Here is a 24,151-nt window from a genome sequence, read left to right on the forward strand (position 1 = left end):
TCGCGACCTCAACTTCCCAATGTATTGAGGCAATGCCACGTATATCGGAAAGACAAAGCCGCTGCTCCGGTTGCAGTCTGCGCGATCTCTGCGTGCCGACAGGTCTGGCTGAATCCGAAATGAGGCGAGTTGATCACATCATGTCGCGTCGGCGGATTGCACGTGGCGATGTGCTTTATCGAATGGGCGACAAATTCACCAATCTCTATGCAATACGTCTGGGCCACTTCAAAACCCATCAATTAAGCTCAGATGGCGTAGAGCAAATTACCGGCTTCCAGATGGCTGGTGAATTACTGGGTATGGATGCAATTGGTACTGATCGGCACAATTGCTATGCCGTGGCGCTGGAAGACAGTGAAGTATGTGAAATTCCATTTGACCGGCTAGAAGGCTTATTTGCCGAAATTCCTACTCTGTTGCGCCACTTCCACCGCACGATGAGTCAGGAAATAACACGTGACCAAACCACCATGCTTTTGCTTGGCAATATGCACGCCGAACAACGTATCGCCTCCTTTCTGATCAACCTTTCTGCTCGTTATAAAATGCGTGGTTATTCCTCTACCAATTTTCAATTGCGCATGTCACGCGAGGATATTGGTAAATACCTTGGCCTCACTATCGAAAGTGTCAGCCGCTTGCTTTCAAAATTCAAGAAAATGGAATGGATCACCGTTGATAAGCGAGAAATTGGGATCAATGATTTAGCCCAATTAAAACAGCTGGCAATGCAGCCCGTGTCCAAGCATTAATGTCTTAAAAGGCCTAGACTCATCAATCGGATTTTTGGTAAACGCTGAGGCAAAAACTTGGGCTTGCAATATCGGCTATAGCAATACAATATTGCCTATTCCCTCTTAACCAATTGCCCAGGAAATTCAATATGGATCGCATTGAAAATCGCACATTTGATGAAATAGAAGTAGGTGAAACCGCGCGACTTACCCGCACCTTGACCCACAAAGATATCGAGCTTTTTGCAATTGTTTCCGGCGATGTTAACCCGGCGCATGTCGACGCCGAGTTCGCCCGCAGTGACATGTTTCACAAGGTGATCGCGCATGGAATGTGGGGTGGCGCATTGATCTCCACTGTGCTTGGAACAGAACTACCCGGCCCTGGAACGATTTATCTCAATCAGACACTCAGTTTTCGCAATCCGGTGGCATTGGGCGACACAGTAACGGTCGTCGTAACTGTTAGCGATAAAATTGAAAAGGGGCATCGCATTGCGCTTGATTGCTTAGTTACCAATCAACGCGGTGAAACAGTCATTTCCGGCAAGGCAGAAGTTGTTGCCCCGACCGAAAAAGTATCACGCAAGCGCATCGTGCTACCCGAAGTCGAATTTCGTGAAAAGGGTCGCGGTTATCGACGCCTGATTGAGATGACGAGCGGCATGGTCCCATTACGCACGGCGGTGGTTCATCCGGTCGATACGAACTCGCTGGTCGGCGCAGTGGAAGCCGCACACGAAGGATTGATCGTACCGATACTAGTTGGCCCGGAGGCAAAGATTCGTGCCGCTGCAAAACTGGCCGCCATTGATCTTTCTGCTTTCGAGATTATCGATGCTCTGCATAGCGACGATGCGGCAGCCAAGGCTGTCGCCTTGGCACGCAGCGGTAAAGTAGAAGCACTGATGAAAGGCGCTTTGCATACCGATGAATTGCTGCATGCAGTAGTGGATCGTGAAACCGGCTTGCGCACTGAACGTCGAATGAGCCACGTTTTTGCCATCGATGCGCCTGGTTATCCGCGTCCTCTATTCATTACCGACGCTGCCATCAACGTCTACCCCACCTTGGAAGATAAACGCGATATTGTCCAGAATGCGATTGATTTGGCACACGCGCTCGGCATTCCTCAGCCTAAAGTTGCCCTGCTCTCCGCCGTTGAAACAGTGACCCCGCTTATAAAATCGACGTTAGATGCTGCGGCCTTATGCAAAATGGCCGATCGCGGCCAAATTACCGGCGGCATCCTCGATGGCCCGCTGGCATTCGACAACGCGGTGTCAATCGAGGCAGCCAAGACCAAAGGCATTGTTTCTGCCGTCGCAGGCGTTGCGGATATTTTTGTTGTACCCGATCTTGAAGCAGGCAACATGCTGGCTAAACAACTCGAATACCTTGCGGATGCCGATGTCGCTGGTATTGCACTCGGGGCGCGCGTGCCGATTATCCTCACCAGCCGTGCCGACAAAACCTTGTCGCGCTTGGGCTCCTGTGCAATCGCTTTGTTGTTGGCGCGGCATAAAGAGAAGTGTTAAAGAGAATTACAAGTAATGAATGCCGGTTCGTCCGGCATTTTTTTCGAATCAATGAATCAGTGAGTCAATATCTAGATAACGCTAAATCTATCCCCTAAAGATATCAAACGGTTCAATTTTCAAGACTTTCCGCACTCCGAAATAGCTGGATATCCCCGCAATCAGCACGACCATTCCGAATGCCAATCCTAAATTCCAGAACGTGATCATCGCTGCGTAGTTCGGCACATTGGCACGGGCAATCGAAATGACCATCGTTACCAAACCAATACCCAAGCCGTAGCCGGTCAATGAGGTAAAGGTTGCCATGAACAAGATCATATAGACCAGCTCGCGCCCTTTTGCGCCTATCGCTTTCAAGGCGCCGAATTTGTCAATATTTTCCAGGATAAACGTGTAAAAGGTCTGGCCGGAAATCGATAGCCCAACGATAAAACTGATTACCGTCATCAACAGAATGTTGGTACCGATACCAGTTTGAAAAATATAGAAATCCGCGATGCGTTGGTTGAATTCATCTTTAGTCAGTGCGACATAACCGAGTTTGGCGACATTTTTCTTTATGGATGCAATTGCTGCATCGTTTTTTGCTTGAACCAATACATAAGAGATAGTGAAACGCGTAGTCGGAATGTATTGGATCGCCCGATGGTAGGTTGTGTAAAGCGTCGGAACTCCATTGAGCCCATTCGCATTCACTTTTGCGATACCGGAGATCACACCACGATAATCATTAAGCTCAAAGGTCGTACCTATCTTGGGGTTTTCCAGCTTAGGGAACTCCGTGTCATCCACCACAATAAATGAATTATCAGCGTAGATATCCAGAATATTGCCCTGTTCAAGTTCAGGGCGACCGAACAAGCTGTTATCGTCCAGCCCGATGACACTCACAGATTGATTAGTGCCGTCGTTAAGCTTCAATTGCGCCCCGCCGATAAACAGTGGCACTGCGTAACTGACACCATCCATGCTGCGCACGGCATCCAATAAATAATCGGGCAACGGGATCGACGAAGTAGGTATGTTGACGGCAGGATCGATAATCCAGATATTTGCGCCGATATTTGTGACCGTTGAATAAGCCCGATTCAAGATACCGGCAAACATGGATGTCATCTGAACCATCAGGAACACGGCGAAGGTAATGCCGATCAATAACGCCGAAAATTTGGCTTTATCATTGACCAATAACTTGAAACCAATCCGAAGAATGCCTGAGTACTTCATGGTGTCTTGCCTTCCTTGGCTGCCACTTGCGTATTCCACCAACCACCACCCAAGGCTACAAATAAGGCTACGGTATCTTGCTGCCTTTGCGCAACGGCTTGCAAATAAGCGATATTTGCTTGGTGAAATTGCACATCAGCAGTCAATACATCCAAGTAAGCAGACAGGCCGGATTTATAACCAATTTGCAGCAAATGGAACGCCTCTTCCGCAGCGTTCCTTGATTCAACTTGCGCTTGCAAGCTCTCCGCATCATGCTCCAGCGCTTTCAAGGAATCAGCCACCTGCTCAAATGCACCCAGCACAGTTTGCCGATATCCGGCCCTTGACTGATCATAGGCATCAAGTGCTGCCTTGCGCCCAAACCATAAACTACCACCGCGAAACAGCGGAATCGAAATCGACGGGCCAACGCTCCAGAACTTGCCGTTTTCCGCCGAAAGATTTCCGAAACTGGAACCGGCCACGCCAAAAGTTCCGTCCAGACTAAAGCTTGGAAACATCGCAGCGGTGGCAACGCCGATATTGGCACTGGCCGCATGCAGTTGCGCCTCTGCCTGCAAGATATCCGGCCGCTGCCTTACCAAGTCAGACGGCAAACTCACTGGTAATGCAAGCGGCAGTGAAAGCCCCTTCAGATCAATATCTGGCAGATTGGCCGTTGAAAACGAAACACCCTCTAAGGCGATCAACAAATGCTCAGCCTGGGAAAGCTTTTGTTTTAGCGGTGCCAAAGAACCCTGATTGGCGGCGATTAAACTACGCATACTAAGCACGCTGGTGTATGCACCAGTACCGGCGTTCACTTGTGCTTCCGTTGCAGCAAGTTGCTCACCCTCCAGCGCAATCAATTCCTCGGTTGCGCGAATTTGGGCACTATATGCAGCACGTGCGATGCAGGCATTAACCACATTGGCTGACAACGTCACGTAAGCGGCCTTGTGGGCAAACAGTTGATAGTCGCGCTGCGCACTTAAGCCTTCCACCGCTCGGCGCTGTCCACCGAATACGTCCAGCACATAGCTGATGCTACCGCCAATACTCACGAAATTGAAAATCGAGCCTGGCGTTTGCAGACCTTGTTGTGTCGGCGCAGAACGCTCTCTGGCTGCATTTAGGCCTGCATCGATTTGTGGATAGAACACGCCATAACCGGCGCGCAAGTTATCCTGGCTTTGACGTAAAGTTGCCTCGGACGCTTCCAGAGTCGGGTTGTGCGCGATGGCCAGTTGCACTACCGCATCCAATTGTTCGGATTTGAATAAGCGCCACCAATCAGCCGGGATCTGAGTGGCTGCGGAAAAATGCTGTGCCTGAGTGTCGGCTACCACTGTTTGCTCAGCTTGCGGCTCACTTGTATAACGCGACTCGGTTGGTGACGCCGGAGGTACAAAATCAGGGCCGACAGCGCAAGCACTAAGCATTGTGGCAATCATACCGACAGACCAAAGTCGTATGGAACACAACAATTTCACTTTGAAGGGATAGTGATCAGGCTGGCACATCATTTTTGTCCAATATAGACATCCACTTGCTGCCCTGGATAAACCATCGTGAGGTCTTTTTTAGGGAAGCGGAAAATCACCGGCAGCACCCTTAGATCCACTTTCTCCTGACGCTGATTTGAAAGTTCGATCTTAGGAGATACATAAGGCTGCACTCTGACGAACTCCAACGGCACTTTGATCTCAGTCCCTCGAATTGACATTTCTGCGCGGATATGTTCGGGTGCAGGTAGACGCGAAACCAAGATTTCGTCGATAAAACATCGCACATCCAAATAATTCTGCGGCGTTCCCATTACTGCGAGCGGATCGTTACCTTGCGTATAGGAATCGTACACACCGAGCGACGACACATAACTACCGACCGTTGCATTGAGTGCCATAACGACGCCATCCGTTTGGGCTTTGACCACATACTTCTGAAGCAGTGCATCGGCCGCCTGATAAGACTGCCTCAACGCTTCGACTTGTTTTTCCTGGTTTGCAATATCAAAACTCCATGCACCGGCCTTAATCAATTCATACTGATTTGTCGCAAGCGCTAACCCCGTGACTGCCTGTGCAACGGCATCTTTGGCCGTATCCACTACGTCTTTGCTAATCGATCGATGATCAAGATCAAAAGAAGCGCGGCGTTTGTCGTACTGATCGCGAACGGCGTTCAAATTTGCGTCAGCCTGATCAACCTGCGCCTTGGCAACGGCCAGCGTTTCCTTTCTCGGCTGAGCCTTTAATTCCTGCAACAACACCAGCGCTGCGGCAGATTGCAGTCGCAACTGCTCGGTCGTCGCTTTTTGCACTGAATCGTCAATCAGGAAAAGCGGCATATCGGCAACAACCTTTTGCCCTTCATGTGCCAGAACCTTGATAATCGGGCCGGATACTTCGGGGTAAATATTGATGTTGACGCCCGCTTGCTGCTCGCTCTCAATCATGCCATTAGCATAAATCGCGGCATCATAAGGGCTGCTGACTGGTTTAAATACCGGTGGTTGAGCATGCTTCTCTACTCCCAGGATGTAAGCGGTAACGAGCCCGGCTAACACCCCAAATATAGAGAGGGCAAAGATGATCTTGTTTCTCATTCTGTTCCCTTGTCCAATCCTGTGATGCATCCGTCTTCCATATGGATGATGCGATCCGCAAACTCGTTAATTCTGGCATCGTGGGTGATGATTACAATGCAGCGGTTTTCATTCAGTATTTTCTCTTTAACGAAGGCGATGATCATTTTTCCGGTGTCGCCATCCAGCGAAGCCGTTGGTTCGTCAAGTATCAGTATTTGTGGGCCGCCGACAATGGCACGTGCGATGGCGACCCGTTGCTGTTCGCCGCCGGACAACTTTACCGGCAAGATTTCTGCGCGATTTTTCAGGCCGACAATCTCAAGATATTTTCTTGCCTCAGCAATCGATTCGTCCCAGTCGCGCTGCTTCAATATCAGAGGAATAGCGACATTCTCGGCACTGGTCAGGCGTGGAAACAAATGGTAATCCTGAAATACAAAGCCCATGGTATTGAGGCGAAATTCAGCCAACTGATCGTTATTCAACGTCCAGATGTCAGTACCATTGACCGTCACCGTCCCAGCGTTGGGTCGCAAAATGCCGGAAACCATACTGAGCAATGTGGTCTTGCCACTACCGGAAGGGCCGACAATAAATAATATCTCGCCGAAATGGGCAACGAAGTTGACGCGATTAACCGCCGTCATTTTGGTATCGCCTTCGCCAAACCATTTTGTCACCTCATTGGCAACGATCGCTTCTTTTTTGATTTTTGTACCCGTTGCATCATGCATATTTTTAATCACTGATTGTTCAGTTAATACAGTCACTATCTAGCGAAATACCAGCACCGGAATCTGGCAATGCGTTAATACTTTTTGTGTCTCACTTCCAAGCAAAATTCCTTTAATGCCTTTTCTGCCATGTGCTGCCATCGCAATCAAATCGCAATTTTTATCCTGCGCCGCCTGAATGATTGCCGCATAAGGAAAATCGCTGGTGAGATAGTACGTCTCACACTTCACGCCAAACTCTTTGGCGACTGCTTTAATGTCATCCAGATTACGGGTGGCATTCGCAATACATTGATTGGTAAATTGCTCCATCGCATCGAGCAGCACTTCGGCTTCGTAGGCATAAACGGAGTACTCCGGCATAGCCGTGAATCCGATAACTTCGGCATTGATTTCTTTCGCGAATTTGATGCAATCACGAACGACACGTTTTGAAATTTCCGAGCCATCTGTTGGAACAAGAATATGTTTAAACATGCTTTTCTCCTAAGGTAAGTAACGCTTCCATGCCACAGCTTTACGCTGTTTCGACACTTTTTAGTGTAGGGGAAAGCGAAATGCGAGTCATTAGCCCTACTTGATACAGGTCAAGAGTTGGAATAAAAAACACATTACTAACCCAAGCAAAATGAACAATGGTTATGAATGGGTATATCTTTACGATGGGAGAAAGTCGTTGATTTAGTGATCTATTGCACTATATTGATGTGGATCAACCGGATAAGCAGACCAGTTGCTATTCTTTAAGAATACCCTCTCACAGGAGCTTCAGCCATGGATGAACTGATTTTGGAAAAATCTGCACCGATCACGTTTAAATCATCACCAATCCGCATTCCAGATGTGCAGCACATCAACACGTCTGAACCGGTGGATTCTGCCAACCAGCTTGACCTGATTACCAATGCATGGATCGGTCGCTTTACAGGCAATATTTCACCGGCGGCCCTTATCAATGCGTACAACGACTGGCTGACACATCTCCGGCTTTCGCCATCGAAGAAAGCCGAACTAACAAACAAAGCGTTGAAAAAATTCTGGCGCTGGACTACGTATGCATGCGATCCGGCTCAGATGCTGCCGTCCTTCAATAACGAGTCGCAACACTGCATTACTCCCTTACCTCAGGATAAACGCTTCATCGATAAAGCTTGGGAGAATTGGCCGTTTAACGTCATGACGCAAGGCTTCTTGCTGAATCAGCAGTGGTGGCATAACGCGACCACGAATGTCCGTGGGGTTTCCCAACATCATGAAGATGTAGTGACCTTCACTACCCGGCAAATACTGGATATGTGGGCACCATCCAATTTTTTGTTGACCAATCCGGTTGTACTAAAACAAACCATGCGCGAAGGCGGCGCAAACTTGTTACGTGGCGCACAAAACGCTTTTGCTGACTGGCAGCGTAGTTCAGGCGCTGGGTCGGATTCGACAAGCGCCTTCAAGGTCGGTGAAAATCTGGCCGTTACACCCGGCAAAGTCATCTATCGCAACCGGTTAATCGAGTTAATTCAATATTCCCCAAGCACCGAAAGCGTGCATGCCGTGCCGGTGCTGATTGTGCCCGCATGGATTATGAAGTACTACATACTTGATTTATCCGCACAAAATTCTCTGGTTAACTATCTGGTCGAACAAGGCCATACCGTATTCATGATTTCCTGGAAAAATCCAGATGCCAGCGACCGCGATTTATCCATGGATGATTATCATAATTTAGGGGTAATGGAAGCGATCGACACGGTCAGTCGTGTAACAGGCGCGGAACAGATCAACTCTGTCGGTTATTGCTTGGGCGGTACTTTATTGTCAATCGCCGCCGCAGCGATGGCACGTGATGGTGATACGCGTTTAGCGAGCATTACCCTGTTCGCCGCGCAGGTGGACTTTACAGAACCCGGTGAAATGTCGCTTTTTATCGATGAGAGTCAAATCAGCTTTCTGGAAGCGGTCATGTGGGAACAGGGCTATCTGGATAGCACGCAAATGGCCGGAGCATTCCAGCTACTACGCTCGAACGATTTGATCTGGTCACACCGACTTAACCAATACTTGCTTGGAATGAAGGAAACGGAGAGCGATTTGATGGCATGGAATGCCGACGCGACACGTATGCCTTATCGCATGCATACGGAATATCTACGCCACCTGTTCTTGCACAATGATTTGGCCGAAGGTCGGTATCGCGTCAATAGTAAGGTTGTTAATCTGACCGACATTCATGTTCCAATTTTTGCCGTCGGAACAACGACCGATCACGTCGCGCCATGGCATTCGGTGTTCAAAATTCAACGTTTAACTGAAGCGGAACTTACCTTTTTGCTTACGTCCGGTGGGCATAATGCCGGTGTGGTTTCACCGCCAGGTCATCCACATCGAAGTTACCAGGTAGCGACCCGCGCACAGGGTGATGCCGTGGTAGATGCGGACACTTGGCAAACAACACTGCCCGTTCATGAAGGATCTTGGTGGCCTACCTGGGAGGCCTGGCTTGCTTCGCGCTCCGGTCAGAGTATCAAACCACCAGCTATAAACAATCCGATCTGTGATGCTCCTGGGGTATATATAATGCAGAAATGATGTATTAAAAAACGATGTGATGTGCGTTTGTAACGCATAGGAGTACGCCAATGTGGGCTGGAGAATTCATTAAAAATGTGATGGGCACATTGGATTCCCGCAGCTTGCGTGAGCTCCCACCCCAGATCGAAGTTGAGGTTGAAAGCCGACATGAAGAAGAAATTTTTCATTTGCTTCCGCTTCTCGGGCCATTGTTTGGTTGCGGTATTTTGCTCTTTAGCGCGTGGGATTATTTGATAGATCCCGCACACGCGTGGTCAACTTTCCTGGTTCGTCTTCTTCTTGTTCTATTGGGATCCATCGCGTACGTACCGAACCGTTTGCAATGGTCTCCCGTTCAGCGTTGCGGCGTCATCTACGGCACCCACTCTTGCGCAATCATTATTAGTGAATATTTGCTTAACAACGGCTTTCTGTATGGATTGACTGGCATTGCTGCCTGTATCTTTGTTGTATCGGTGATTACTTTGCGAGTTAGAACTTTTCTGCTGATCTTATCCGCACCAACGCTGCTATTTCTGATATTGAGCGCGATCCGGTTCCCGTTATTTGAATTCATCAACAGCGTGATGCTTTACATTTTTTCCGTCGCTTGCGCGGGCATTGTCATGTTGGTTATTCGCTATTTCCGCCTGAAAGCCTTCTCGCTGGAAAAAAAATTACTGCATATCTCGCACCATGACAGCCTAACCGGTGCATACAATCGCGGCTATCTGACCGAGTTGGCAGTTCGTGAGATTGCATTAGCAAAGCGTCATGGTCGCGCGCTTTGCGTTGCGATGATTGATATCGATCATTTCAAATCAGTCAACGACACTTACGGTCATGCTGTTGGCGATGAGACGATCAAATTACTTGTCAAAACGTGCGAACAGAATCTGCGTGAGATCGATCATTTTGGACGAATCGGTGGAGAAGAATTTGTATGTATTCTGCCGGAAACCGCAGAGTCAGACGCCATGCTGTGCGCGGAGCGCCTGCGACGCAGTATTGAGGAAATGCGTATTAAAATTCCATCAGGATATCTTCAAGTTACTGCCAGTATCGGTGTCGCCGTCTTAATCCAACAGCCCGATTGGGATGCGCTGTTAAAAGATGCCGATACCGCCTTATATTCCGCCAAAAGAGATGGCAGAAACCGAGTCGTTCTCGCTACCACCTGCATTTCATAATGCGCTTTGCGGGGCATACGCCCTCCTCACTCGGCTGCCGGCAAATCAGCTTTAAGATCAATCGTGCGCTGTTGCGGCCACATCCACGTACCTGTTAAACGCCAAGTATGCTTTTCATCGCCAACACTCATTTCCCAGCGGCCCAGATCAAGTGCCGGTAATTCGGCCTCAAACTCGCCGCGCTGATCGGCTTGCGCTTCAAGTTGCCGGTCTTTTTCCGGCTGCGTAGCGTGTGACAATTGAATGATCACCTTCCCGGCTATCGGCTGGCCAAAACTCAACAGTCTGCCATGCAATTTTCCTTGCGCCGCATCGTAACTGGCATTCAGAGTCAAGCCGAGATTGGTCGCGGCTGCATCACGCCGCAGATCCTTATTGATCGCATTCCCCTGCTTATAATAGTCATCAACTACCATCGCATCTTGCCGGGTAAAGGCGATCCAGCCGGTATAGGATGCAGCAATGACGACCAGAAACGGGCCCGCCATCAACAGCCAGGGCCAAAGATGCTTATACCAAGGCTTCAGACTATTTACGCGATCAATTAACGGTGTGGCAGGTGTGGTCATGCGCATAATGCTCTCCTTACATTTATCGGTTATCTCGGCACAAAAAATACTGCTCTTTCCTTCACGTGCAGATTGCTATCATCCACAGCCTTCAGTTCAAAGAAAATCTTATTCGACCCGGCCTTCCCCTCTCCGTAAGCGACGCGGACTCGAACCGGGACAGCGCGAGAAGCAGTCCCATCCAACTGCACTTCATCCGGCGTTGCCAACGTAATTGATGCAATGCCTGATACGCTCAATTTGAAACGGTGCGCAGTCTCGGCAGTATTCATGATTTGCAAGCGATACACATTTTCAATCATGCCGTCTTCAACTTCTCGTCCCAACGAGCCGCGATCACGGATCACATCCAGCTTGAGCGGCACGCGCATGAACAACGTACTAAAGAAAACCACGATGATCACCACAAGCAAGCCGCTATATATCAACACACGCGGCCGCATTACGCGCTGCTGCATCTCCTTCAAGGTCAAGTGGTTATTGATGGCATGCTCGGTCGAATAGCGTATCAAACCGAGCGGTTCGTCAATCTTCGTCATGACCGAATTACATGCATCAATGCAGGCGGCACAACCAATGCACTCGTATTGCAATCCCTTACGGATATCAATGCCGGTAGGACAAACCTGCACGCACATTGAGCAATCAATGCATGCGCCCACTTCCTTACCGGCCTTGATATCCTTTTGGGGATAAGCACTACGCGGCTCGCCACGTTTTTGATCATAAGTAATGATCAAGGTGTCTTTATCAAACATCGCACTTTGGAAGCGTGCGTACGGGCACATGTATTTGCAAACCTGCTCTCGCATCCAACCCGCATTGCCATAGGTTGCAAACGAATAAAACAAAACCCAAAACAATTCCCATGGGCCCAATGCGGCATTAACTACGGCATGCAACAGCGTATTTGCCGGCGTAAAGTAAGCAACAAAAGTGAAGCCGGTCCAGAGCGACAGCAAACCCCAAGAAAAATGTTTCGCCGTTTTTCGGGCAATTTTTTCGAGAGTCCACGGCTGTCTTGCAAGACGGATTTGCGCACTACGTGCACCTTCTATTTTGCGTTCTATCCATAGAAAAAGCTCTGTGTAGACCGTTTGCGGACACGCGAATCCGCACCAGACGCGCCCGGCCACCGCTGTAAACAAAAACAGGCTATACGCGCAAATAATCAGCAAAACGGCAAGGTATATAAAATCTTGGGGCCACAATACAATGCCGAAAATATAGAATTTCCGCGTACCAAGATCGAACAACACAGCCTGCCGACCGTTCCACACCAGCCATGGCAATCCATAGAAAACCAATTGCGTTAGCCAGACACATAACCAGCGCAAACTGGCGTAGCGCCCTTTCGTCTCGCGAGGATAAATTTCCTCGCGAGCGCTATACATCTTAACTACGGAGACTTTAGGAGTAGCGTTATTCATTTCATTCCACAACTACATGTAAGGCATTCATTTTTGCGGCAGGTCTTGATTCACATTCGACAAACTCCACACATACGCTGCCAATACATGCACTTTAGGCTCACCAAGAAAATCTTTAAACGGTGGCATGGTGCTGGAGCGCCCATGCTGAATGGTCTCCATAATGGTTTCCTTGCTGCCGCCAAACAGCCAGATCTTATCGGTCAGATTTGGCGCACCGATCATTTGATTGCCAGCGCCATCCGAGCCATGACAGCCCGCGCAATTGGCAAATTTTGGTTTCCCGAATGCCGCCTTGATTGGATCTGCAGTCGAACCGGACAAGCTCAACACATAGTGAGCCACGTTTTCCACATCTTTATCGGTTCCCACCGCAGCGCCCATCGGCGGCATTAAGCCATTGCGGCCATTCATGATCGTTGTCTTGATGGTTTCCGGATCTCCACCGAATAACCAATCATGGTCAGTCAAGTTCGGAAAACCTTTGCTACCGCGCGCGTCCGAACCATGACATTGGGAACAATATGTCAGGAATAGTCGCTCACCCATCGCGTGCGCTTTTGGATCTGCGGCGACAGTTTTCAAGTCTTGTTTCAGGTACTTGTTAAACAGCGGGCCGTATTCGGCTTCTGCCTTGAGCAATTCTTCCTGATAAGCGCCACTTGATTTCCAGCCTAGCTTACCGGCGTAACTGCCAAGCCCGGGGTACAGGAAAAGATAGATAAGACCGAACACGATGGTTATGTAAAACAACCACATCCACCAGCGTGGCATCGGCGTATTCAGTTCGGTTAGATCCTCATCCCAGACGTGGCCTGTTGTGCCAACGCTAGCTTCGCCATTTAGTGAGGAGTCTGAGGCATCGCCTGCGCCGGTCACTTTTTGTGACGATTGCATCCAAAGCAGTAACGCGCAACCGGCGATGCCCAACAGAGCCAGAACTGTGATGTAAATATTCCAAAATCCGCTAGTAAAGTCAGACATGACGTTTCTCCACGTTCAACTCCTGTGCATCGTCAGCATCTTCGACGAAGGGCAGATTGGCGATGGCGTCGAAATCGCTGCTCCGCTTGTAGCCAAATATCCACCAGAGTATGCCGAGAAAGGTAATCAAACTCACTACCGTCATGACGACGCTGGCGTTATTAAAAATAAGGTCGATAGCCATGATTAATTCCTCGCTTTGATCAAAATGCCGAGCCCTTGCAAATACGCGATCAACGCATCCTGTTCCGTTTTATCAACCAAGGCGCTCGGAGCCTGCTTGATTTCTTCATCTGAATAAGGAACGCTCAAACGCTGCAGCGCACGCATTTTCGGTATGACTTCTTCCGGTATCAGTTTCGTCGTCGCCAGCCACGGGTAATTCGGCATGTTTGATTCCGGCACCATGTCGCGTGGATTATTCAAGTGGATGCGATGCCACTCGTCGCTGTAGCGCCCGCCTACACGAGCCAGATCCGGCCCGGTACGCTTAGAGCCCCATTGAAACGGACGGTCATAAACGAATTCACCCGCCACCGAATAATGTCCATAGCGCTCCGTCTCTGCGCGGAAGGGGCGAATCATTTGCGAATGACAGTTATAACAACCTTCGCGAATATAAATGTCACGGCCAACCAGACTCAGCGGTGCGTAAGGCTTCAAGCCGGTGATCGGTTCAGTCGTGGACTTTTGAAAAAACAGCGGCACGATCTCAACCAACCCGCCGACGCTGATAACCAACACGACCAATCCGATCAACAACCAGGGATTTTTTTCTATCCATTCATGGGAAAATTTCATAATTAGCTCCTTAATTCAGGCATGTGCCGATGTTGTTCCAGTGATCAGTGACGGAATACGCGCCTGAACTTCCTTGCTGTCACGCATGGTCATAAAGGTGTTGTAAGCCATGGTCAGCATGCCGCTTAAATAAAGCGCGCCGCCGCAAACCCGAATCACGTAATACGGATAGGTCGCTTTGACACCTTCGACAAAGGTATAAGTCAATGTACCGTCCGGATTTACTGCTCGCCACATCAAGCCTTGCATCACACCGGCAATCCACATAGAAGAGATGTAGAGAACCACACCAATCGTCGCTACCCAAAAATGGATGTCAATCAGACGCGTACTCCACATTTCTTTTTTGCCGACCACGCGAGGAATCAGGTAATAAATTGAACCCATCGTGATGAAACCAACCCAACCGAGCGCACCGGAATGGACGTGTGCAATGCCCCAATCGGTGTAATGGGATAAGGAATTAACCGTTTTGATCGACATCATCGGGCCTTCAAACGTTGCCATACCGTAGAACGAGAGCGAGACAATCATGAACTTGAGAATCGGGTCGGAACGCAGTTTGTGCCATGCGCCGGAGAGTGTCATGATGCCGTTGATCATGCCGCCCCACGAAGGTGCCAGCAGAATCAGTGAAAACACCATGCCGAGCGATTGAGTCCAATCCGGCAACGCGGTGTAGTGCAAGTGATGCGGCCCCGCCCACATATAGGTAAATATCAGCGCCCAAAAATGCACGATGGATAAGCGATAGGAATACACAGGGCGCTCTGCCTGTTTAGGAATGAAGTAATACACCATACCCAGATAACCTGCGGTCAAAATAAAACCGACTGCGTTATGCCCATACCACCATTGAATCATCGCGTCTTGAACACCAGAGTAGGCGGAGTACGACTTCCACATTGAAGCCGGCATACTGGCTCCGTTGACCACATGCAGCAAAGTCACGGCGATGATATAGGCGGCGAAGAACCAGTTCGCCACATAGATGTGCTTGACCTTACGCTTGATCAAGGTGCCGAAGAACACCACCGCGTAAGCGATCCAGACGACCGCAATCAGGATGGTAATCGGCCATTCGAGCTCGGCATATTCTTTACCGCGCGTATACCCCATTGGCAGGGTAATTGCCGCAGCAATAATGACGAGTTGCCAGCCCCAAAACGTAAAGGCTGCCAGCTTGTCCGAATATAGTCGGACCTGACAGGTGCGCTGCACGACATAGTAAGAAGTTGCGAACAGGCCGCAAATACCAAAGGCAAAAATGACCGCGTTGGTGTGCAAGGGTCGTAAGCGTCCGTATGTCAGCCACGGAATGTCGAAGTTCAGCGCTGGCCATGCTAACTGGGCCGCAATAATGACGCCAACCAGCATTCCGACCACGCCCCAAACGACTGTGGCAATCGTAAACTGCTTGACGATTTTGTAATTGTAATTTAGTTCTTTATCCACAAATGTTCTCCCAGATTTCCAGCAACGATGCGGCGATGTTAAGGCTCCGCACGTTTTTAATCCTTGATTTGCATCAAGTTGATCAAAGTCCATTCAGTAAAATTGAAACTGGCAGAAAAAAAGCAGCGTGGGGAATAGTCGAAGCGTGTGCGCCCCTGATCTGTCGTAGTGAGCAGGACGAATTAACCAGATTTTTACTCGACTTAATCCGGCGGAAGTTGTTCGGACTGGGCAGGTTTATCGTCATCATGCAAAATGCGCAAAGCCGGGCCGACCATGTCGTCAAATTGGCCACTGTCTGACATGCAGAAGAAAATACAGATCGCCACAAAGACAATCACGATGCTGAGGGGGATCAACAGATAAAGTGCTTCCATGTAATCACCGACCTTTCGGTGAGGTTGTCGGCGTAGGGTAATTGATGTGGCGCGGCAGCCGTTGCAGGCGTAATGCATTGAGAACCACGACGACGGAACTGAGCGACATTCCGACTCCCGACATCCACGGATTCAACAAACCTAAAGCCGCAGCCGGTATCGCAATCAGGTTATACAATGTGGCCCAAAACAGATTCTGCCGGATCACGGTTAAGGTTTTAGATGCGGTATCGTTCAAGACCGCCAGTGAAGTCAACTGCCCGGACAAAAGCACGCAGTCGGCATGGATTTGCGCTAGCGCAGTCCCGCTGCCCATAGCAAAGGAAACGTCAGCCGCGCTTAATACTGCGGCATCGTTTATCCCATCACCCACCATGGCGACAATGCCCCCATCACGCTGCAAATTCTGCACATAGTTTAACTTTTGATCCGGCAGGTTCTGGCCTAAAGCGGTTGTTATTCCAAGCTCGTCAGCGACATGCTGAGTGACCGATTGATGATCCCCGCTCAGTAAAATGACCGTCTTACCTTTATCCTGAAAATACCTGACAATCCAACTTGCGTCTGCCCGCAAACTATCGGCCAAATCGAATCGCGCCAGAAGTACGTTTTCTGTACCTAAATAAATTGAAACAAAGCCCGGTACGTTAGGAGGTGCGAAGTCACTGCCAGCCAATTCCTGGACAAACGCCAAACTACCGATTCGATAGCGTTTGCCATCCATCAAGCCATCCAAACCTTGGCCAGCGATATGTCGGATATCTCCACAAAACAGATCCATGCCGCTGATCGAATCATCTTCCGCCGCAGCCGTCACCAGCGCCTCACTTAACGGATGCTTGCTACTTGCCGCAAGCGATGCAGCAACACGCAGACACTGTTTTGACGGTATCGCTGCCAGCGCTTCTATGTGACTCAGCACTGGCTTGCCCACGGTCAGCGTACCGGTTTTATCAAAAATGATATGAGTAGCTTGGTTCAGCGTCTCTAATACATGCGGCTGCACAACCAGTATTCCCTGCCGCAGCAAACGGTTAGTCGCTGCAGCCAGAACAGTCGGTGTCGCCAATGACAAAGCACAGGGACAGGACACAACCAATACCGCGATGGCTATCGGCCATGCGCGTGACGGATCAAGGAAATGCCAAACAATAAAAACGCTTACCGAGAATAACAACAACACCGCCACAAACCATGCCGCTGCCCGGTCAGCCCACAACGCTATTTTTGGTTTCCCCTGCCCCGCCCGTTCAATCAAACTCATCAATACCGATAAGGTACTTTCGCCGGTAGATTGCGTAACTCGCAGCACCACTGGTTGCGTCACATTGACCGCGCCGCCCGGTACGTTGGCACCAATCGTCATGCGTTGAGCTCGGCTTTCTCCTGTCAGCATCGAAAGATCAAATGCGGTATCGCCTTCAAGAATGACGCCGTCGGCCGCGTTCGCCTCTCCTGGCTTGACCAGAATAACGTCGCCGCTGACCAGCTTACCGGCTGCAACCAGTTCAGTTTCACGAAACGCTGGGTAGCCCGCCATGCGCAAAGCGGATGCGGGTAATGCATGTTGCAAGTTATCCAGTGCAGATGCAGCCTTACGGCGTGCGCCAAGTTCCAGATAGCGACTGCATAGCAGCAGGAAGATGAACATGGTTATCGAATCGAAGTAAACGTCGCCCTGACCTTTGAATGTCGCCAGAACACTGCCGATAAAGGCTGCAGATATGCCAAGTGCTACGGGAACGTCCATGCCTAACATGTGGCTTTTCAAATTGATCCAGGCACCGATGAAGAATGGTTGCGCCGCATAGCCGATTGCCGGCAAGGTCAACAACAAGCCGGCCCAGCGCATCAGGTTGGTCATGTCGGCATCCATAGTACCGTCGCTTGCCATATAGATCGGCAATGCATACATCATCACCTGCATCATCGATAGACCGGCGATGAACATGCGCCGAAACAATTTTTTCCTTGCCAGCTCTAATTGTTCACCATATCTGGCCGCATCGAACGGATAAGCAACATAGCCAATTTCGCGCAGCGTTCTCAAGATGTCGCTCGGCTTGCACACCGCCCGGTTCCAGCAAGCGCTGAGCCGCCCAGTGGCGACATTCATATCGGCACTTCGCATACCAGGCAAGCGCGCCATGCGACGTTCAATCAGCCAGACACAGGCAGCGCAACGAATGCCTTCAATTGAAAACGTCGCTTCACCGAATTCTTTCTGGCCGCCGAATTGCTCACTGTTTTCTTCGGAATCATATAAGGCGAGCTCTGGCGGAATTAGAGTTTGCTGATCAGCCGTTGCCGAATACCCTATTCTGGTTTGGTAATAATCGCCAAAGCCACTGTCGACTATGCTTTGTGCTACCGCCTGACAACCTGGGCAGCACATCGGACGCATGAGCCCTTTGATCTTGGCATTCCAATTGCCGCTTTCGGGGACCGGTAAGCCACAATGAAAGCAACACACCGCTCCCGACAATCCGTTCTGCGATTGCGCGAAATCATCTACTGCGGAAGTAGCGCCTACAGCGTTCATCGCCCCCCCTCTGCAGCAATTGGCGTTACACAGAACGCATCCAGCCAACTCATCGGCATACCATGTGCGGCACGGATTACGCCCAATAATCCAAAACTCAATACGATCAGCCCGCCTGCCACACGAACGGGAGTGCGCTGCATCCACGTTTTTAATTTAGCGCCTAGCAAACCCATCGTCATCAATGTCGGCATCGTGCCCACGCCAAAAACCAGCATGACAGCTGCCCCGGATAACGCCGAGCCGCTCAACATCGCTGTGAGCAACATGCTATACACCATCCCGCAGGGTAACCAGCCCCACACCACTCCTGCTGCAAACAATTTTAATGGGCTATCAAACGGCAATAATTTCTTCGTCAGCGGCTGTATGCGTCGCCATATGCCGCGACCGGCAAATTCCAGATATGCAAATCTCGGCAATAAGCCCATCAAATACAAACCCAACGCCATCAGCATCAGGCTCACCAACCAATAGCCGCCCATTTGTATGCGGGTAAAACCAGCCAACATGCGGACACTTTGAGCGACACCTCCGGCAATTGCACCGGCCACAGCATAACTACCAATGCGGCCAAGGTTATACGACATGGTTCTAACGAGGACATCAAGCACGCCAGCACCGACACGTCTGTCAGCAACAATCATGACCGGCACCGGAATACGTAGCACAGATTTAGATACGACAGAAATAGCGCTCACAATCCCGCCGCACATGCCGACGCAATGCACACTACCGAGCAGGCCGATCATAAAAACAGGAAGAAGGCTAAGGCCGTTCATGGCGATGCAGGTTCAAATTGTTTTGGAATAGCGCAACGGCTGCTCTTGTTTAGTCGCCAAATAGCGATCAAACACCATGCAAATATTCCGGACCAGTAACCGCCCCTTTGGTGTGACGCTCAGCCATTCGTCGTCGATAGCAAGCAGGCCGTCATCAGCAAAGGTCTGCAATGCCGCCAGTTCCGACGTGAAATATGTCGCGAAGGTGATGGGATAAGCTGCTTCAATCGACGAGATCGATAACTCAAAATTACACATCAGCATTTGAATGATCACGCGTCGCAAAGCATCATCCATATTCAGTTTGATACCGCGTGCTATCGGCAATTCATTATTGTCGAGATGCTCGTAATAGGCGTCCAGCGTTTTAACGTTCTGACTATAAGTTGCTGCAACTGCGCTAATTGCCGATATTCCACACGACACCAAATCCGAATCTGCATGAGTCGAATAGCCCTGAAAATTGCGATGCAAACGCCCTTGCCGTTGTGCCACAGCCAAATCATCGGTTGGCAGCGCAAAATGATCCATGCCGATATACACATAGCCAGCATTGGTCAAATGCCGAATGCACAAAGCAAGCATGTCGAGTTTCGACTCCGCACTTGGCAGCTCACTGTCCAGAATACGCCGCTGCGGCTTAAACACATGTGGCAAATGCGCATAATTGTAGATCGCAATACGATCCGGGCGCGCACTGACTACCTTAGCCAAGGTCTGCGCCATGCTCATGACATTTTGTTTGGGTAAGCCATAGATCAAATCGATGCTTATTGATCGAAAATTCGCATCGCGCGCCGCGTCAATAATGGCAAGAGTTTCACTTTCCGATTGGATTCGATTAACCGCTTTTTGTACTTCCGGGTCAAAATCCTGCACGCCCAGACTAATCCGGTTAAACCCTTGTCGGCGCAAACTGTGCACTCTCTCAGGGGTTACTGTACGTGGATCAACCTCAATCGAATATTCACCGACATCGTCAGGTGCAAATTGAAACCAGCGCCGCAGGTGCGCTAATAATTCCCCCATTTGGCTGTCTGAAAAATAGGTCGGCGTACCGCCGCCCAGATGCAATTGTTCAACCTGATTCATGCCGGCAAATAATTGCCCCTGCATCTCAATTTCGCGTTTCAGGTAGCTAAGATAAGTCGCCGCCTTTTCGTGATTTTTAGTGACAATTTTGTTGCATGCGCAGTAATAACATACGGTGTCACAAAATGGAATATGCAGATAGAGCGACAAGGGATTACGACTACCACGGGTGCGCAAGGCAGCGGCGGCTTGCAGATAGTCGCGATAGCCGAAGCTGTCGACAAACCGGTCTGCGGTGGGATACGAGGTATATCGTGGGCCTGATTTATTCAATTTTCGGATCAGTTGAGCATCGAACTCAACTCCCCGCGATTCAGAAACTTGCATGATTTCGCTCCATCTGACGGCCACACCGGAAAATGGAGTTGACCTGATAATGGCGAAGTGTATGGGTTCAGGTCATTAACTACCTTGATTTGCATCAAATACAAACGACAACATGTATCGCTCATGCCATCACGTTAATACGGGGAAGTAAGGCGCTTGAAACTACGGCAATTTAATAATCAGCAGACGGTAGGTGAATATCTGATGAAGAACGGCAGATCCAACTAATCGAATTATTCGTAATGCGACCACATTCTTAAAATGCGGACTGTTCTCTCTTCTCGAAAAACCTCATAGACCAAACGATGTTGGATGTTGATACGTCTTGAATACGCATCTTTTAGATCGCCAACTAATTTTTCATAAGGCGGGGGATTTTGGAATGGATCTATTTCCAGAATATTCAGTAGTGCCTGTGCCTTGTCCTTGAGACCAGCACCGGATAATTTTTTAGCGTCTTTTAAAGCGTATTTGGAATAGGCTAAATTCCAGATTACCATTTGAGAGTCCTATTACTCTTACTTAACGGCTCAGCCATAGCGTCTTTAATAGACTCCCGCATACCAGGGACGGCCAAAAGAAATAGTGTCTCCTGAATAGCACTCCAATCTTCAGCGGAGATTAATACAGCCGATGAACGTTTTCCTTTAATAGTCACAGGCTCATGCGACTCTGCCGCCTGATCAATTAAACGGTAAAGACTGGCGCGTGCCTCACTTGCAGTTATTGTATCCATTTTGCATCTCCTATTTTTCAAATGGTACGTAAAAGCGTACGTATTGTCAATGCTAAGAAATGTGCTGCCATAGACGCTTTTATAGTGACTGGCCGATGCTGAACTGCCCCACATTCAATCGACGCAACCCAAGTGCAGCTAACTGATTTCCATGCATTTAGGCGGATCAACGGAATCCCGGCTCTAGGTTCAAGTTAGCGTCGGCAACAACGAATTTTTCTAAAAAGCGTTGACGCCAATCAACTCACTGTTATACTAAACTACATCACTACATTAATAATGATCATCATTGTTACATCAAATGCAATGACAGTGGAATTGCGTGTAAAGAGTTCACTTAACCAATAAGATAGTTAGAGCCATATAAAATGAAAACTAAAAACCTACCCATCCGCTCCGACAATTTATTCCGCACGCGCACAACTATTGTCGCCACATGCGCATTATTTATTGGAGCATTCGCAACGGCAGCATGGTCGAATCCATCCGCCTCAAATAGCGCAACGCAGCCACTCGACGCTACAGCACCGGTCCCGGCCATAACCACCAAAAGCATAAGCACCCTCTTCGAAGGAATCGTAGTCGAACCCGTTCATGGCGAAAATATAGAGCAGTTAAAGATCAACACGCCGCAATCGCATAGCGTTGTCGTGTTTGAGAACGGTGCGCGTGAAACGCTCGAAACTTGGGATAAAGTAATTGCCGACATTAGCAAAGATGCGACGGTCTTCGCTTACAACCGTCCCGGCTATGGTCGGAGCGAAACCACTTCCGCCCCGCGCGATGGCCGCACCATTGTGGAAGAACTCCGTCAGATCTTGCAGCAGCAAGGGCTGAAGCCACCTTACCTACTAGTCGGGCATTCGATGGGTGGCCTCTATATGCAACTGTTTGCGCGGATGTATCCGCAAGAAGTGCAAGGTGTAGTGTTAGTGGATTCCTTGTATCCAGGCATTATCAAAAAACCCGAGGACTTTCCGCTTTACACACGCATTGCCAAGTATCTATTCCTTAACAACACCCTTGCCCACGAAATAGACGAGATTCATCACACGGGTGAGATCATTCAGAGTCTGCCGTGGCGTGACGACATTCCCATGGTGCGGTTGTTTAATGTGCCCAAATCAGCCGGGGCAATTGGACTGGACTTTGGCGTAGTCAATGACGACCCGCAAACCATTGCGATGGTCAAGGCGCTCTACCCCAAAGCTCGCCAAGTCATCGTTGATTCCGACCATCGGATTCAGGCTGAAAATCCGGAGTTTGTCATTTCCGCGATCCGCGAGGTTATGGCGATAAAGCGGTAGGATAGTGTGAAGGCTTGCACGTAAAAATAACGGTTACCACAAGCCTTCTTTTAGGTATTTTTCATTTATAAACTATCTGTTTGCATATCCGCGTCAAGAAAGTTACTGATTTGCACCGCAAAAAAGCCACCAATTTGCATGCACCAAACCAGCAACCAACTTAAATGCTCAACGTCGTAAAAATAATCGATTGAGTCCTTATGCGCCTGTCATAAAAAGTAGAGTGCTACAGGCATCGTTGACAGCGTATTGTAATTATTCCCACTAATTCTTGGTCTGTTTTAACACTGCCTCCGCCGTTATCTACCCAAAACAAAACCTCGCAGCATGGCTCTCCCTACTCGTGGAGAGCCATGCATCGCGAGGTCAACACTCTGTCCTACTTCTTTAGGTTGCCGAAGGTGAATGCTGGAGCGCGTGGCCGGTTTCGAGCAGCGTTTTGAGATTCGAAAGAACCTTCGGCCAGCCACCCGATATGCCCTCCAGCATCTGAGGATCACGCTCGAGGTCGTCATGCGTAACCATCAAACGAATAAGTCCGTCGCCATATGGCTCAATATCGAATGCAACACGCGAATGTTTTGACTCGTCCTCGGCTTCGTTCGGCCGGGCCCAAGTAATAACCAGCCGGCGCGGCGGGTTACTCTCTACGACCTTGCCGACGATGTCCGTCGTGCGTGCATCGTCGAGGCGCTGGTGCTCCCATCGGGAACCGGGCTGCCAGTCTGACACGTTCACACGGACGCAGCCTGCAACTGGATCCATCCAATATTTGCGTGTCACGTCGGTGTCGACCAGAGCCTGCCAGACTTTCTCCAGCGTTGTTGCGATGTAGGTTACATACACGAAATCAGGTTTTTTCATTGTCTTCCCCTTCCAGTTTCATTTTAAGATCCTGCAACGCGCCTAGGCGGCTATGCTCGAATTTTTCGATCCAACGCGCGTAAATCTCGTGCAACGGCACAGCATTCAGGTAGTGGAGCTTTTCTCGTCCTTGCCAAATGATGGCGACGAGGTTTGCTTCCTCTAGCTGATGCAAGTGTTGCGTCACGGCTTGGCGTGTCATGTCCATGTGCTCACAGAGTGCAGTGAGCGTCTGGCCGCTTTCCTGATGCAGCAGGTCAAGCAAACGCCTGCGGCCTGGATCAGCCAACGCTTTAAATACTTTATCAATGTCCAAATG

General features: G+C 49.6%; 24 protein-coding genes. 5 read left to right on the forward strand and 19 right to left on the reverse strand.

Annotation, left to right across the window (positions count from 1 at the left end):
• Nucleotides 1-32: 32 nt before the first annotated feature.
• Nucleotides 33-755 carry a fumarate/nitrate reduction transcriptional regulator Fnr gene (gene fnr, locus S2091_RS09215; RefSeq protein ID WP_207769671.1) on the forward strand — a complete coding sequence of 241 codons (723 nt, stop codon included), beginning with the start codon at nucleotides 33-35 and terminating at the stop codon, nucleotides 753-755.
• 131 nt (nucleotides 756-886) lie between these two features.
• Nucleotides 887-2,275 carry a bifunctional enoyl-CoA hydratase/phosphate acetyltransferase gene (locus S2091_RS09220; RefSeq protein WP_105531515.1) on the forward strand — a complete coding sequence of 463 codons (1,389 nt, stop codon included), beginning with the start codon at nucleotides 887-889 and terminating at the stop codon, nucleotides 2,273-2,275.
• An 87-nt stretch (nucleotides 2,276-2,362) separates the two neighbouring features.
• On the opposite strand, the gene S2091_RS09225 is transcribed toward S2091_RS09220, so the two are convergent.
• From S2091_RS09225 to S2091_RS09245, 5 genes are all read right to left on the reverse strand, one after another.
• Nucleotides 2,363-3,505, reverse strand: a complete 1,143-nt coding sequence (locus tag S2091_RS09225; RefSeq protein WP_105531516.1) for an ABC transporter permease — start codon at nucleotides 3,503-3,505, stop codon at nucleotides 2,363-2,365.
• Entirely contained in the window at nucleotides 3,502-4,941 is a 1,440-nt protein-coding gene (locus S2091_RS09230; RefSeq protein WP_243405373.1) for an efflux transporter outer membrane subunit, read from the reverse strand. Before S2091_RS09230 ends, S2091_RS09225 begins: the two co-directional genes overlap by 4 nt.
• Nucleotides 4,942-5,009: 68 nt before the next feature.
• On the reverse strand, nucleotides 5,010-6,095 hold the full coding sequence (locus tag S2091_RS09235) for an HlyD family secretion protein (RefSeq protein ID WP_105531518.1): 1,086 nt from the start codon (nucleotides 6,093-6,095) through the stop codon (nucleotides 5,010-5,012).
• Nucleotides 6,092-6,811, reverse strand: coding sequence for an ABC transporter ATP-binding protein (locus S2091_RS09240; protein ID WP_207769672.1), 720 nt, complete (start codon nucleotides 6,809-6,811; stop codon nucleotides 6,092-6,094). Before S2091_RS09240 ends, S2091_RS09235 begins: the two co-directional genes overlap by 4 nt.
• A gap of 39 nt (nucleotides 6,812-6,850) precedes the next feature.
• Entirely contained in the window at nucleotides 6,851-7,288 is a 438-nt protein-coding gene (locus S2091_RS09245) for a universal stress protein (protein ID WP_105531519.1), read from the reverse strand.
• Nucleotides 7,289-7,585: 297 nt separating this feature from the next.
• On the opposite strand from S2091_RS09245, the gene S2091_RS09250 reads away from it, so the two are divergent.
• Nucleotides 7,586-9,394 carry a PHA/PHB synthase family protein gene (locus S2091_RS09250; RefSeq protein WP_105531520.1) on the forward strand — a complete coding sequence of 603 codons (1,809 nt, stop codon included), beginning with the start codon at nucleotides 7,586-7,588 and terminating at the stop codon, nucleotides 9,392-9,394.
• Nucleotides 9,395-9,444: 50 nt separating this feature from the next.
• Nucleotides 9,445-10,566, forward strand: coding sequence for a GGDEF domain-containing protein (locus tag S2091_RS09255; RefSeq protein WP_105531521.1), 1,122 nt, complete (start codon nucleotides 9,445-9,447; stop codon nucleotides 10,564-10,566).
• A gap of 26 nt (nucleotides 10,567-10,592) precedes the next feature.
• On the opposite strand, the gene S2091_RS09260 is transcribed toward S2091_RS09255, so the two are convergent.
• From S2091_RS09260 to S2091_RS09315, 12 genes are all read right to left on the reverse strand, one after another.
• Nucleotides 10,593-11,141 carry a FixH family protein gene (locus S2091_RS09260; protein ID WP_243405374.1) on the reverse strand — a complete coding sequence of 183 codons (549 nt, stop codon included), beginning with the start codon at nucleotides 11,139-11,141 and terminating at the stop codon, nucleotides 10,593-10,595.
• A gap of 23 nt (nucleotides 11,142-11,164) precedes the next feature.
• Nucleotides 11,165-12,565 (reverse strand): cytochrome c oxidase accessory protein CcoG, encoded by a 1,401-nt coding sequence (ccoG, locus tag S2091_RS09265; RefSeq protein WP_105531522.1) that lies wholly within the window; start codon nucleotides 12,563-12,565, stop codon nucleotides 11,165-11,167.
• 27 nt (nucleotides 12,566-12,592) lie between these two features.
• Nucleotides 12,593-13,549, reverse strand: coding sequence for a cytochrome-c oxidase, cbb3-type subunit III (gene ccoP / locus S2091_RS09270; protein ID WP_105531523.1), 957 nt, complete (start codon nucleotides 13,547-13,549; stop codon nucleotides 12,593-12,595).
• Nucleotides 13,542-13,733: a cbb3-type cytochrome oxidase subunit 3 gene (locus tag S2091_RS09275; protein ID WP_105531524.1), complete on the reverse strand. Its 192-nt coding sequence runs from the start codon at nucleotides 13,731-13,733 to the stop codon at nucleotides 13,542-13,544. Before S2091_RS09275 ends, ccoP begins: the two co-directional genes overlap by 8 nt.
• A 2-nt stretch (nucleotides 13,734-13,735) precedes the next feature.
• Nucleotides 13,736-14,350, reverse strand: a complete 615-nt coding sequence (ccoO, locus tag S2091_RS09280) for a cytochrome-c oxidase, cbb3-type subunit II (protein WP_105531525.1) — start codon at nucleotides 14,348-14,350, stop codon at nucleotides 13,736-13,738.
• A 15-nt stretch (nucleotides 14,351-14,365) separates the two neighbouring features.
• Nucleotides 14,366-15,805, reverse strand: coding sequence for a cytochrome-c oxidase, cbb3-type subunit I (ccoN, locus tag S2091_RS09285; RefSeq protein WP_105531526.1), 1,440 nt, complete (start codon nucleotides 15,803-15,805; stop codon nucleotides 14,366-14,368).
• 203 nt (nucleotides 15,806-16,008) lie between these two features.
• Nucleotides 16,009-16,182, reverse strand: a complete 174-nt coding sequence (gene ccoS, locus S2091_RS09290; protein ID WP_105531527.1) for a cbb3-type cytochrome oxidase assembly protein CcoS — start codon at nucleotides 16,180-16,182, stop codon at nucleotides 16,009-16,011.
• Nucleotides 16,183-16,186: 4 nt separating this feature from the next.
• Nucleotides 16,187-18,724 carry a heavy metal translocating P-type ATPase gene (locus S2091_RS09295; RefSeq protein WP_105531528.1) on the reverse strand — a complete coding sequence of 846 codons (2,538 nt, stop codon included), beginning with the start codon at nucleotides 18,722-18,724 and terminating at the stop codon, nucleotides 16,187-16,189.
• Entirely contained in the window at nucleotides 18,721-19,506 is a 786-nt protein-coding gene (locus tag S2091_RS09300) for a sulfite exporter TauE/SafE family protein (RefSeq protein ID WP_105531529.1), read from the reverse strand. The genes S2091_RS09295 and S2091_RS09300 overlap by 4 nt, the downstream gene beginning before the upstream one ends.
• Nucleotides 19,507-19,518: 12 nt before the next feature.
• On the reverse strand, nucleotides 19,519-20,925 hold the full coding sequence (gene hemN, locus S2091_RS09305) for an oxygen-independent coproporphyrinogen III oxidase (protein ID WP_105531530.1): 1,407 nt from the start codon (nucleotides 20,923-20,925) through the stop codon (nucleotides 19,519-19,521).
• 233 nt (nucleotides 20,926-21,158) lie between these two features.
• A complete protein-coding gene (locus tag S2091_RS09310; protein ID WP_105531531.1) occupies nucleotides 21,159-21,425 on the reverse strand; it encodes a Txe/YoeB family addiction module toxin in 267 nt (88 codons plus the stop codon).
• Nucleotides 21,419-21,661, reverse strand: a complete 243-nt coding sequence (locus S2091_RS09315; RefSeq protein ID WP_105531532.1) for a type II toxin-antitoxin system Phd/YefM family antitoxin — start codon at nucleotides 21,659-21,661, stop codon at nucleotides 21,419-21,421. The genes S2091_RS09310 and S2091_RS09315 overlap by 7 nt, the downstream gene beginning before the upstream one ends.
• Before the next feature lie 368 nt (nucleotides 21,662-22,029).
• Between S2091_RS09315 and S2091_RS09320 the strand changes: the two genes are divergently transcribed.
• Nucleotides 22,030-22,968: an alpha/beta fold hydrolase gene (locus S2091_RS09320; protein WP_105531533.1), complete on the forward strand. Its 939-nt coding sequence runs from the start codon at nucleotides 22,030-22,032 to the stop codon at nucleotides 22,966-22,968.
• A 387-nt stretch (nucleotides 22,969-23,355) separates the two neighbouring features.
• On the opposite strand, the gene S2091_RS09325 is transcribed toward S2091_RS09320, so the two are convergent.
• Both S2091_RS09325 and S2091_RS09330 read right to left on the reverse strand, forming a co-directional pair.
• Nucleotides 23,356-23,832: an SRPBCC family protein gene (locus tag S2091_RS09325; RefSeq protein WP_105531534.1), complete on the reverse strand. Its 477-nt coding sequence runs from the start codon at nucleotides 23,830-23,832 to the stop codon at nucleotides 23,356-23,358.
• A complete protein-coding gene (locus S2091_RS09330; protein ID WP_243405378.1) occupies nucleotides 23,819-24,142 on the reverse strand; it encodes an ArsR/SmtB family transcription factor in 324 nt (107 codons plus the stop codon). The genes S2091_RS09325 and S2091_RS09330 overlap by 14 nt, the downstream gene beginning before the upstream one ends.
• Between the last annotated feature and the right edge of the window lie 9 nt (nucleotides 24,143-24,151).

The sequence above is a fragment of the Solimicrobium silvestre genome (assembly GCF_002976435.1).
Classification (GTDB): Bacteria; Pseudomonadota; Gammaproteobacteria; order Burkholderiales; family Burkholderiaceae_D; genus Solimicrobium; species Solimicrobium silvestre.